Genomic DNA, 12,563 nt, shown 5'->3' on the forward strand with positions numbered 1-12,563 from the left:
AGGATAATGAGCAACGGAATTGTCGTTCAATGTGTGGGAGCAGTGGTTGATGTCCAGTTTCCTAAAAATCAGATACCTGGTATATATGAAGCATTGGTTTTAATAGAAGAAAGTAATACGTTTATAGAAAATAATTTGACTTTAGAGGTGCAACAACAATTGGGTGATGGTATAGTTCGGACTATTGCTCTAGGGTCTAGTGATGGTTTGCGTAGAGGAATGAGATTTTCTAGGACTAACTCGCCTATTTCTGTTCCTGTTGGAGATGGCACATTAGGTCGTATTATGAATGTTCTTGGTGATCCAATTGACCAGGCTGGACCTATATCTCATGTAGAAAGACGCCCTATACATCGTGAAGCTCCTCTTTTTGAAGAATTATCTCCTTCAATAGAATTATTAGAAACAGGTATTAAGGTAATTGATTTGGTTTGTCCATTTGCTAAAGGGGGTAAAGTTGGTCTTTTTGGTGGAGCAGGTGTTGGCAAGACAGTTAATATGATGGAGTTAATTAATAATATAGCAAAACAACATAGTGGTTTATCTGTCTTTGCTGGTGTTGGTGAACGTACGAGAGAAGGTAATGATTTTTATCATGAAATGGAAGAATCTAATGTATTAGATAAAGTATCCATGGTATTTGGTCAGATGAATGAACCGCCTGGTAATAGATTAAGAGTTGCTTTGACTGGTCTTACTATAGCAGAAAAATTTCGTGATGAAGGGCGTGATATTTTGTTTTTTGTAGATAATATATATCGTTATACGCTTGCTGGAACTGAAGTATCAGCTTTGTTAGGTAGAATGCCGTCCGCAGTAGGGTATCAACCTACTCTTGCAGAAGAGATGGGTAGATTGCAAGAAAGAATAACTTCTACAAAAACAGGTTCTATAACATCTATACAAGCTGTTTATGTGCCTGCAGATGATTTAACAGATCCTTCACCTGCGACTACATTTCAGCATTTAGATTCAACAGTTGTATTATCAAGGGATATAGCAGCACTTGGTATTTATCCAGCTGTTGATCCACTTGATTCTACTAGTCGTCAGTTGGATCCTCAGATTGTTGGTGAAGAACATTACTCTGTGGCAAGAAGTGTTCAGCAGACTTTGCAAAGATATAAAGAGTTAAGAGATATTATAGCAATTCTTGGTATGGATGAGTTATCTCAAGAAGATAAAGGTATAGTTGCTAGAGCTAGAAAAATACAGAGATTTTTATCACAACCTTTTCATGTAGCTGAAGTTTTTACAGGTTCTCCTGGTAAATATGTACCTTTATCAGAAACAATAAGGGGTTTTAAAATGATAGTTAGTGGAGAATGTGATGCTTTGCCGGAGCAGGCATTTTATATGATTGGCTCTATTGATGAAGCTATAGAAAAAGCAGATAAATTAGCTAATCAATCTAACAAATAATTATGAGTTCATATTATGGCTAAATTAATGTATGTTGATATAGTTAGTGTTACAGAATCAATGTATGCCGGTCAGGCAAGCTTTGTTCTTTTGCCTGCTAATTCTGGCTCTATCGGAATATTGCCTGGTCATACACCACTAATTTCATTAGTTCGTCCAGGGGTTATCAAAATTGTTGATGAACATGGTAAAGAGCATAATATATTTGTTGCCGGAGGTATATTAGAAATTCAGCCTAATGAAATTACTGTATTGACTGATACGGCTATTAGGGCAAGCAACTTAGATGAAGCCAGAGCTACAGAAGCAAGGAAGAGAGCAGAAGAAACTTTGCGAAATGCTAAAAATAAATCAGATATTGCTGTTGTTGAAGCAGAGCTTAATGTTTTAGTTGCACAAACTCGTGCTGCTCGTATGTATGGTAGTAATAATTCTAACAAATATTGATTATAACATCTGTTCGTTAATTTGTTAATAATTCTTAAGGTATTAGATGATTTTGAAAAATGATTTCTTTTTACGCTCTTTACTGAGAAAATCTGTCCCTTATACTCCAGTTTGGTTTATGCGACAAGCTGGTAGATATTTGCCTGAGTACAGGAAAGTTCGTAAGCAAGTTGGTTCTTTTATGAATTTAGTGACGAATCCAGAGTTTGCTTGTGAAGTGACATTACAGCCTCTAGAGCGTTATCCACTAGATGCTGCTATACTATTTTCAGATATTTTAACTATACCTCATGCTATGGGTTTAGGTTTAAATTTTGTAGAGAATCATGGACCGATATTTTCTCATCCGATTAACAATGAAGAAGATATCATAAAATTGACAGTCCCTGATCTTAATGATTTAAATTATGTTTTTGATACAATAAATTTAGTTAATAAAGAATTAGATGGTAAAGTTCCTCTTATAGGTTTTTCTGGTAGTCCTTGGACTCTTGCTTGCTATATGGTTGAGGGTCAGAGTAGTAAAGAATATAAGACTATAAAAACTATGTTATATTCTAGACCGGACCTATTACATAAAATATTAGAAGTAAATACAGAGTCTATAATTCAATATTTAAATAGACAGATAGAGGCAGGTGTTCAGGCTATCATGTTATTTGATAGTTGGGGTGGGATATTATCTGATGAAGCTTTTAAAGTATTTTCATTAGATTATAATAAAAGAATTTTTTCAAAAATAAAAAAACAATATAATGGTAATATAATTCCAATTATTCATTTTACAAAAGGTGGAGCTGTTTGGATTAAAGAGATATCTAGTAGTGGTTGTGATGCTATTGGTGTTGATTGGACTATAAATTTACAGGAAGCTAGGGCTAAATCACAGGATAAGGTTGCTATACAGGGTAATATGGATCCTATGGTTCTGTTGGGTAGTCATAAGTTTATTATTTCTGAGGCAAGAAGAGTAATAGACTCTTTTGGAATTATTGGTAAATCTGCAGGTCATATATTTAATCTTGGTCATGGTATGAATAAAGATACGCCACATGAATTAGTATTAGATCTTGTTAATGAAATACATTCTTACAGCAGACAATATCATGTTTAATAGTTATAAGTATTTTGGAATTTATCCACAGATTGTTTTGCTTTATATTGCTTCTTTTTGAAATATAGCTTTATATAAAAATATATAACACTATGTTTTTCAATAGTTTTTTTAGAGTTATGTTTTTTGTATTATATATTTCCACATGGTCAACATATTTTCCACAAAGTTATTAACATATTTGTTAACATTGATTGTAATAATATAGGTTTGATCTTAAATAGAGATTTCTATAATAAAAATTAATTATATCTATGCAAAATAGTCAAGACTCTGATATTGGTAGTTATTTTTGGTTGAAAGTAGCTATTAGAGCTCCTATGGGTGGTGTTTTTGAATATAAAAGTAAGGAAAAAATACTATTAGGGTCAAGAGTGATTGTTCCATTTGGAAAGAGAACTGTAATAGGCATAGTATGTAGTTATTTATCAAAACCATCTTTTGAACTATCACAAATGAAGATGGTAATAGAAGTATTAGATGATTTACCTCCATTTAGTAGCGATTGGTTAAGGTTAATAAAATTTACTTCAGAATATTATCAAAGATCTTTAGGTGATGTTATCTATTCTGTCATTCCTGCTCCATTGAGAAATATTTCTGCTTACCAAGGTAAAAAAAAGGTTAAGTTAAGTCCTGTTGTTAGAGCTAACTTAAAAACTACGAAGTATAATGTTTGTTCAAAAGAGTCTACATATGATTTGAATAATCAGCAGCAAGAAGCTATAAATAAAATTATTTCATTAGATAATTTCAGGACTGTTGTATTGCATGGTGTAACTGGTTCAGGTAAAACAGAAGTATATCTTAATAGCGCAAAATCATTTCTTAATACTGAGAAACAAATTCTATTTCTTGTTCCAGAGATAAATCTTACTCCACAATTAGAAAATTCAGTAAGATCATATTTTAATAATTTAATTAAACAAGAAGAAATAGTTGTTATTCATAGCGGTTTATCTATTCAGGAAAGAGTCAAATCATGGTCTAAGATACAAAAATCACAAGCAAGAGTAGTTTTAGGAACGCGTATGGCTATATTTACTCCTATGAATAAGCTTGGATTAATAGTTATAGATGAAGAACACGATATATCATATAAACAGCAAAATGGATTAAAATATTCAGCTAGAGATATTGCTATATGGAGAGCTAAGGATTTAAATATTCCAATAATTTTAGGTTCTGCTACGCCTTCTTTAGAAACATGGAACCATGTTAAGAATAATCATTATTTACTAATATCACTAGACAAAAGAGTAAAAAATATAAAAATGCCTGTTATAAGGTTAGTTGACACTAAGAGCATATCATGTTCTAGTATTCTAACGGACGAGCTTATAGAAGCTATAAAAGTAAGAATGAGCAAAAAAGAACAATCTTTAATATTTATTAATAGAAGAGGTTATGCTCCAGTTTTCTATTGTTATGCCTGTAATTGGATTAGCAATTGTCCTAGATGTAGTGTGTATACTGTTATACATAGTTATTCCAATAACAATTATAAACTACATTGTCATCATTGCGGTTATCATACCCATATTCCTAATATTTGTCCTAGTTGTGGAAATCAAGACTTAAAAACCATAGGTTTCGGTACTCAGAAAATTGTAGAAACTCTTTTTTCAATTTTCCCAGAAGCTAGGATTGTTAGAATAGATTCTGACACAACAAAAAATAAGGGTAGTGCCAATTTATTATTATCAGCTGTTCATGGAGGGGAAGTAGATATTTTAGTAGGTACACAAATGGTTACAAAAGGCCATGATTTTTCTATGGTTAGTCTTGTTGGTGTTATTAATTCTGATTCGATGCTATTTTCACAGGATTTTAGATCGCCAGAACGTTTATTCTCGCAGTTAATGCAGGTTTCAGGAAGGGCAGGTCGTCATATTGATGGTTCTGAAGTTATTATACAAACATCTTTTACAGATCATATAGTATATCAGTCATTAATTAAACATGATTACGTCGGTTTTGCCGATGTTCTTTTAGAGGAAAGAAAGAAAACTTTATTGCCACCATATGTTTTTCAAGCTCTGTTAACTGCTGAATCTAAAAAAATTGATATTTCAATGAGTTTTTTAGAAAAAATCAATTTTTCCATTAAGAATGATATTCTTCAACAATTTAAAAAAAGAAATCAAATTATTTGTTATGAGCCATTGCCAGCAAGAATTGTTAAGCTTTCTAATGTAGAGAGAGCTCAATTATTAATAGAAAGTAGCAGTAGATCTACCTTATTAAGTTTTTTAAGATTATTAATATCTAATATTTCTGTTAATAAAATCAGTAAAATTAGATGGTCTTTAGAAGTTGATCCTTTAGAAATCTAGTTTTTATAAATATATTGATTAAGTATTTCGCGTGCTGCTTCAGCAAGTTCGCTAGCTGTCATTCCGATAGGTCCTTTATTTATAGTAGCTAAATATTCTGCAGCTTTACCATGTAACCATACAGCTCCAGAAATTGCTTGCTGTATATCATCAGTTTGTCCTAAAAAACTTCCTATCATTCCTGCTAAGACATCACCTGTCCCAGCAGATGCCAATCCTGGATTACCACTAGTGTTAATTAATATATTTCCATTTGGACTAGATATAATTGTTTCAAATCCTTTTAATACAGTCCATGATTTATATATTTCACTAATTCTTCTAGCTGATTTTATCCTATTTATTTGGATTTCTTTCGTAGTACATTTTAATAATCTAGCTGCTTCACTAGGATGAGGTGTCATAATTATAGTATTAGAAGAATTTTTGAATATTTTGTTTTGTTTAGCAATAATATTAATGGCATCTGCATCTATAACAATAATTTTATTTTTTATACAATATAGAGCTTTATGAAGAATAATATTGGAAATATTATTTTGCCCCATACCACATCCTATAATCCATATATCAATTTTTGTTAAAAAATATTTTAGTATCTGACTAGCAGTTTGTAGCATAAGTTCTGGTTGAATTAAATCAACAGTTATAGGTATGTTTTCTTGAGTAAAACCTATTAAAACTTTGCCTGACCCTATTTTTATAGCTGTTCGTGCAGCTAATAATACTGATCCTTCCATTCCACGGTTTCCTCCTATTATTGATATAGTTCCAAAATCTCCTTTATGGCTATTTTTTTCTCTTTTTTTTAAAATGCTTTGTAGATTTTTAGGTTCTACATATTTAATAATTATTTCTTTAGAGGAAATATTATTCATAATAGTGATAAAATATAAATAATTTTAAAAAGGCATCCGTAGTTCAAAGGATAGAATGAGGGCCTCCGAAGCTCTTGATACAGGTTCAATTCCTGTCGGATGCGCCATATTGCTTAGAATATAGTTAATTTAGCAAAGCTCCAAGCTATTTAATATATAATTTTCTAGACTTTCAGATTCATTTTTCTCGATATTTTTTTGTAATTCAATTGAATTTTCAGAATGGTAATGATACTCAGCCAGAGTTTCTTTGCTTATCTTATGCTTCATTATATTCTCATAATGTTGTTTGCTTTTATCAAGAGTATAGTCATGTAAGTTTTTCTTATTTTTCTGTATCTGATTTAATATATCGAAAGAAGGAGTTAGTTCTACATTATTAATTTTTTTAAGTTGTGTTTGTAGCGCTTTACTATATGGTTCACCTATATTATTTTTGTCTAATAGCTTAGCATAAGGTTTTATTTTATCTATTATTTCATTTCCCCATTCTACTAATGAAATACTGTTTTTATTGTTTAATAGAAGATTAGGTTTTCTGCCATGTGTAGATACTTTTATAAAATTATCATAGTAATGTTTATAGTCACTATCATTATAAAAATTTGGACTTTCATTTACAGCACAGAATAATAAAAAAGAATCTAGAAATAAACAAGTATCTTTTGATATGCCTATGCTGGAGTTAGGATCTATATCAAGACATCTAATCTCTATATATTCTACACCTCTTTTTTTTAGTGCATTTATTGGTCTTTCGCCATTTTTAACGGTGCATTTTGGTCTAATACTAGAATAATATTCATTTTCTATTTGCAAAATATTAGTATTTAATTGTAACCATTCGTTGTTTTTATATGTTCCTATTAATTCATATTCTGGCCAGGATGTTTTTAAACCATAAGTAATTTTTTCAATAAACGTATCTAGGTCGTTATAACATATTTTTAATTGTTTTTGCACATTGCTTTGATAACCTATATCACTCATTCTTAAACTTGTTGCATAAGGCATATATAGTGTTTCATTATCTAGAATATCTAATTTGCAAGTATGATTTGGTTTAAAAAATGTTTTTGATATTGCTGGTGATGATCCAAAAAGGTATAGTATTAGCCAAGAATATCTTATAAAATTTCTTATTAAAGAAAAATAACCATATGATCTAATAGAATCCATGGTTATTTTAGAACTATCATATATTTCTTGCCAGATATCATCATTAATTGAAAAGTTATAGTGCAAACCAGATATGCATTGCATTGTTTTTCCATAGCGATGAGCTAACCCTTTGCGGTAAATATGTTTTAATAAACCAGCATTAGATTCTCCATAATAGGCTATAGGTATATCTTTTTCATTTGGCATTAGCAATGGAGGCATTGAGTTATGCCATAGTATCTCTTCTTCTAAGGATTCATAGACGAAATGATGAGTATCTAATAATTCTTTGATTAATTTATCTATATTATCATTTGTACCAGTAATAAGTTCTAACATAGATTCAGAATAATCAGTAGTTATTTTATCATTTGTAAGAGGAGAACCTAGTTTTTTAGGATGTTTTTTACAAGATAACTTGCCAGTATTATCTACACGCAATCCCTCTCGTTCAATACCTCTTAGTATTTTATTTGAAATATTAGATATGTTTCTAAGCCTATCTAGTTTATTTAAAAATGGTTCTTTAAAAGATATATTTCTTGAATTATGCATTATTAGATTGTTTTCTTATAATATATTCGTTGTTTATGATTGACTTTAGGAAATTAGGTGATAAAGACAGTAATCCTATAACTTTCTTATCATATAAGACTTGTAATTATATTAATAGTTGTATCTAAGTTATCGAGTTTGAAATTATACAATATACATGTATATTATATTCATAGCAATATTTGAAAGTAATTAATAGAGATTTTAACTTTATTATATTTGATTAATATTTTGCATTAATTATTGATAATAAGTAGTAATTGTAATTGTTTTCTTCAAAGTTCCAAAAGTTATTTTGGTTAGATTATTTGACAATTAGCTTATTATATTTATATTGTATAATAACTCCTTAGTTTATTATGTATATATTGTAAATAGAGCATAATATTTCATTATAAGAATGAATTTCATCATTTTGGGTTTTTAGGATATTTTATGCATAGATTAACTTTAAATAAATTTATGTTTGTAATTATAATTAGTTTGTCAATTTTTTCAATTTCTTTTAATGCTGATGCAAGACGTATAGGTAATGGAGGATCTTATGGTAGACAATTTTCAAATATGAGTAAAATACGGAATAATAATTATTATTCTAATAAATCTAATCATAATAAATCTTCATTAAAGAAAGAAGCTATAAATAAAAAAGATAGAAGTATGTTAGGTGCAGTTTTAAGTGGTTTATGGTTAGCTACTATTTTTTCATTTTTTGGCGTAAATAATTTATTTTTTAATTTTTTCACTAATTTATTTATTTGGTTTTTTATTGTAGGAATTATAATTTATATTATTAGGAAATATGCTTTATCAGAATTTTCTGTAGACTCATTAGGGGTAAATTCTAAGTTTGTAAATAAATATAAATCTCCTTATGGAGAAACAAATAATGAAGATATATCAGAAGCTAAGATTATATCTGAAGATTTTTATAATATTCCAAATGATATTGAATTTAACAAAGATAGTTTTTTAAATGAAGCAAAAAGAATTTTTATTTATATTCAAGAAATATGGAATAAAAGAGATAAGGATAATTTAAAAGAATATTTGACAAAGGAATTATTACTAGAGCTTCAAAATCAATTTGATTCTAATTCAGATATTAATACTAGAGTTTTAGAAGTAGAAGCTCAACTTTTATCAATAAGCAAGTTGGATGATTGTTATTTAGCTAGTATTTGTTTTTCTGGTACTATTGATTATGCTAATAATTCGAGGCCTTTATCTTTTGAAGAAATATGGAATTTTCAGAAATATGATGGTACAGGATGGTTGCTATCAGGAATTCAACAAAAAACCATATAATTATTTTTATTTTACTTCATATATTTAAGTAGTATTTATTAAAGATAATTTATGGTTAAAACCATTTGTGGAAGTGATGTAATGGACCATAACCTTGACCAACTTTTAGTCTGTTCGAGTCTATAATAGAATTAGTTAAAAATAATTTTGCTTTTTCTGCTGCTGATAATACATTTTCTCCTCTAGCTATAAAGGCTGTTAAGGCTGCTGATAAAGTGCATCCGGTACCATGTGTATTATTAGTATGTATTTTTTCTCCAGGTATTTCTATAATATTTTCACCATCAAAAATCATATCAACCATTTCATTTCCTGGTAAATGACCTCCCTTAAGAATTACCCACTTATTATTAGAATTGTTAGAAATCATCTTACTATGTAATTTTTTTATAGTAATTTTCATATCTGCTAAGTTTTGTGCTGGTGGTTCTCCAGTAATTATTGCTGCCTCAGGTATATTAGGAGTTATTACTGTAGATATTGGTAACAGGTGATCTACCAGGGTTTTCGTAGCATTAGACTTGAGTAAATAATCACCATGTTTAGATATCATTACTGGGTCCAATATTATGTGGGCAGGTTTCCATTTTATAAGACTTTCTTTTACAGCCAATGTAATTTCAGAGTTTCCAAGCATTCCTACTTTAACTGCATTGATATTGATATCTTGGAAAATAACATCAATTTGTTTGGAAATAAAATCTGTAGGCATATATGATATCCCATATACACCAGATGTATTTTGTGCTGTAACTGCTGTTATTACAGCACAAGCATAGACGTTTAGAGCACTCATGGTTTTTACATCTGCTAGAGTACCAGCTCCTGCAGATGTATCAAAACCTGCTATACTTAGAGTATTAACTATATCTATCTTATTCATTTAGGTCAGTCGTTTTTACTAGTATGAATTAATCCTTCACGAGGAGAACTAGGAGAACTTTCATATGTTTTTTTAGGCATACGTTTTGCTAAGAAAGCTTCTCTACCAGATTCTACTGATTTTTTCATTGCACTAGCCATCAAAATAGGATTGCCAGCACATGCTATAGCAGTATTCATTAATACACCATCACATCCTAATTCCATTGCAATAGCAGCATCTGATGCTGTTCCAACTCCTGCATCTACTAATACAGGTATTTTCACATTATCAATAACTAACTGTAAATTCCATGGGTTTAGGATTCCCATCCCAGATCCTATAAGTGATGCTAGTGGCATAACGGCAACAACACCTATATCTTCTAAAATTTTACATTGTATTGGATCATCAGTACAGTATGCCATTACTTGAAATCCTTCTTTAACTAAAATTTCAGCAGCTTTAATTGTTTCTGGCATATTTGGGAATAATGTTTTTTCATTTCCTAGAACCTCTAGTTTTACTAAATTGTGACCATTAAGCAATTCTCTAGCTAATCTCAAAGTTCTAATTGCATCTTCTGAGTTATAACATCCTGCTGTGTTAGGTAAGAGCGTAAATTCAGATGAAGGTATGAATTCTAATAGATTAGGAGCTTCTTTATTTTGACCAATATTAGTCCTTCTAATTGCTACAGTTACAATTTCAGCACCACTTGCAACTATCGCTTGTCTTGTCTGTTCAAAATTTTTATATTTGCCAGTACCTACAAGTAGTCTAGATGTAAATTTTCTATCAGCAATACAAAAAACATCTTCATTATTCATATTAATTTCCAGAATTTATATATTAATAAGGTTATATAGTTATTGGATGAGTTATAATAATTAATTATAAGATGATTTTTATGTTATTGATGATTTAGACTACCAATACTATATAACAGATTTATTTATAAGATAATTATAATATTACACCTATTTATGATATATGTGAATTACTCGTTAGGTTTTAATAAATTTATTTTATTTAAGTATATATTAGAGATTAAGGATTATTAATTTTGTGTTTAAAGTTGGTCTAACTGGTGGTATTGGTTCTGGTAAAACTCTAGTTTCTAATTATTTAAAACAAATAGGGGTTTTTATTATAGATACTGATCAAATAGCTAGGGAATTAACTAGTGTTGGTGGAAAAGCTATTCAACATATTAGGAAAGCATTTGGTTCTGAATCTATAAATGATAAAGGGGCATTAAATAGAATATGGATGAGGAATAGAATTTTCTTAGATTATTCAGAAAAAATAAAACTTGAGAATATTTTGCATCCATTGATTATGGAGCTTGCTTTTTTAAAAGCAGCCAGTTTCTATGGAAATTATGTAGTCTTTGTTGTTCCTTTATTAATTGAATCAAAAGATTGGATTAATAAGATTGATCGTATATGTGTAGTTGATTGCAATATTTGTGATCAAATAAAACGGGTTAGGGATCGTGATTGTATTGAAGTAGATTTAATTATGAGGATAATTAAATCTCAGTCACCTAGGTTTATGCGTTTAAAATATGCAGACGATGTTATCTATAATGGTGATAATATTTCTACTGACGAGTTATATAGGCAAGTTTTGATTAAACATAAAAATTGGTGTTTGTTGTCCCAATAATGTTCAGTAATTTTATTGTAATAAATTTTTTAATTTTATAACTGGATTTTTATATAACGTGATTTTTTTTGAACATCCTTTTAATGAGCATATTCGAGCATATTTGCGTTTAGAATATTTGTTTGATAGGTTGCTTTTTGCAATAAATAGCAATGATATTAGATTACATCAGTTAGCAGTCTCTTCATTTTTTGATATTATTGATCTTATTGAGCGGTCAGATATTAAAGGTGCTATTCTGCAAGATTTAGAGAAGCAACGTTTATCTTTTTTACGTTTTCGTGAACATAACGCGGTTAATCAAAAAGCTCTCGAGGGTACACTGACTGAAATAAAAAACATTAGTGCTAGATTAATAACATCAGGCAGACCAGGTAATATTTTGAGAGATAATGAATGGTTAAATAGTGTGAGAAGTAAACTCTTGGTCTATGGATGTGCTGCACAGTCTGATATGCCTTCATATCACTTTTGGCAACATAAACCAGATGAAGAAAGAAGAAATGATTTATTGTCTTGGTTTTCTCATATTAGCCCTTTATTCGATGCTTTGAAAATAGTTCTTGAATTGTTAAGAGAGTCGGGAGAATTTTCAGAATTTTTAGCAGAAAAAGAAGGATATAAACAAATGTTAGGTGGGAAAATATATCAATTATTAAGGGTTGGTGTAGATAGGAAAGCTGGAGTTTTTCCAGAAATAAGTGCTAATAAACATATGATTTGGATAAGGTTTTCTCTTCAAGATGAAAATTTTAAGTCTAAATATGTAAAAGAAAATATTGTATTTGATATGGCTTTATGTAAATAAA

At 29.6% G+C, this 12,563-nt stretch carries 11 protein-coding genes and 1 tRNA gene; 8 read left to right on the forward strand and 4 right to left on the reverse strand.

Translation table 11 applies throughout. The features are described 5' to 3' along the window. Positions 1–6: 6 nt before the first annotated feature. The 4 genes from atpD (at position 7) to priA (ending at position 5,319) form a co-directional block, all read left to right on the forward strand. On the forward strand, positions 7–1,422 hold the full coding sequence (atpD, locus tag I1N47_00280) for a F0F1 ATP synthase subunit beta (protein ID WBF65609.1): 1,416 nt from the start codon (positions 7–9) through the stop codon (positions 1,420–1,422). Between the two features lie 15 nt (positions 1,423–1,437). Then, positions 1,438–1,869, forward strand: a complete 432-nt coding sequence (locus I1N47_00285) for a F0F1 ATP synthase subunit epsilon (protein ID WBF65610.1) — start codon at positions 1,438–1,440, stop codon at positions 1,867–1,869. 46 nt (positions 1,870–1,915) lie between these two features. Then, entirely contained in the window at positions 1,916–2,983 is a 1,068-nt protein-coding gene (locus tag I1N47_00290; protein WBF65611.1) for a uroporphyrinogen decarboxylase, read from the forward strand. A 254-nt stretch (positions 2,984–3,237) separates the two neighbouring features. After that, positions 3,238–5,319, forward strand: a complete 2,082-nt coding sequence (gene priA / locus I1N47_00295) for a primosomal protein N' (GenBank protein WBF65612.1) — start codon at positions 3,238–3,240, stop codon at positions 5,317–5,319. Here priA and I1N47_00300 read toward each other — a convergent pair. After that, the gene (locus I1N47_00300; GenBank protein ID WBF65613.1) at positions 5,316–6,197 is read right to left on the reverse strand and encodes an NAD(P)H-hydrate dehydratase; all 882 of its coding nucleotides are present in this window, start codon (positions 6,195–6,197) and stop codon (positions 5,316–5,318) included. The two genes, priA and I1N47_00300, sit on opposite strands and share 4 nt — an antisense overlap. A 32-nt stretch (positions 6,198–6,229) precedes the next feature. Here I1N47_00300 and I1N47_00305 point away from each other — a divergent pair. Further along, positions 6,230–6,304, forward strand: a tRNA-Arg gene (locus tag I1N47_00305). A gap of 22 nt (positions 6,305–6,326) precedes the next feature. Here I1N47_00305 and I1N47_00310 read toward each other — a convergent pair. After that, positions 6,327–7,913, reverse strand: coding sequence for a glutamate--cysteine ligase (locus I1N47_00310; protein WBF65614.1), 1,587 nt, complete (start codon positions 7,911–7,913; stop codon positions 6,327–6,329). Between the two features lie 462 nt (positions 7,914–8,375). Here I1N47_00310 and I1N47_00315 point away from each other — a divergent pair, with 462 nt between their 5' ends. Then, entirely contained in the window at positions 8,376–9,221 is an 846-nt protein-coding gene (locus tag I1N47_00315; protein ID WBF65615.1) for a Tim44 domain-containing protein, read from the forward strand. 55 nt (positions 9,222–9,276) lie between these two features. Here I1N47_00315 and thiD read toward each other — a convergent pair whose 3' ends face one another. Then, positions 9,277–10,104, reverse strand: coding sequence for a bifunctional hydroxymethylpyrimidine kinase/phosphomethylpyrimidine kinase (gene thiD / locus I1N47_00320; protein ID WBF65616.1), 828 nt, complete (start codon positions 10,102–10,104; stop codon positions 9,277–9,279). 5 nt (positions 10,105–10,109) lie between these two features. After that, a complete protein-coding gene (locus tag I1N47_00325) occupies positions 10,110–10,913 on the reverse strand; it encodes a thiazole synthase (GenBank protein ID WBF65617.1) in 804 nt (267 codons plus the stop codon). Between the two features lie 238 nt (positions 10,914–11,151). On the opposite strand from I1N47_00325, the gene I1N47_00330 reads away from it, so the two are divergent. Both I1N47_00330 and zapD read left to right on the forward strand, forming a co-directional pair. Then, entirely contained in the window at positions 11,152–11,754 is a 603-nt protein-coding gene (locus I1N47_00330) for a dephospho-CoA kinase (protein ID WBF65618.1), read from the forward strand. Between the two features lie 58 nt (positions 11,755–11,812). Continuing rightward, complete coding sequence (gene zapD / locus I1N47_00335; protein WBF65619.1) at positions 11,813–12,562, forward strand: cell division protein ZapD; 750 nt, start codon at positions 11,813–11,815, stop codon at positions 12,560–12,562. The last annotated feature ends 1 nt before the right edge of the window (position 12,563 follow it).

It is taken from the genome of Candidatus Kinetoplastibacterium crithidii (assembly GCA_027557655.1).
Classification (GTDB): Bacteria; Pseudomonadota; Gammaproteobacteria; order Burkholderiales; family Burkholderiaceae_B; genus Kinetoplastidibacterium; species Kinetoplastidibacterium crithidii_C.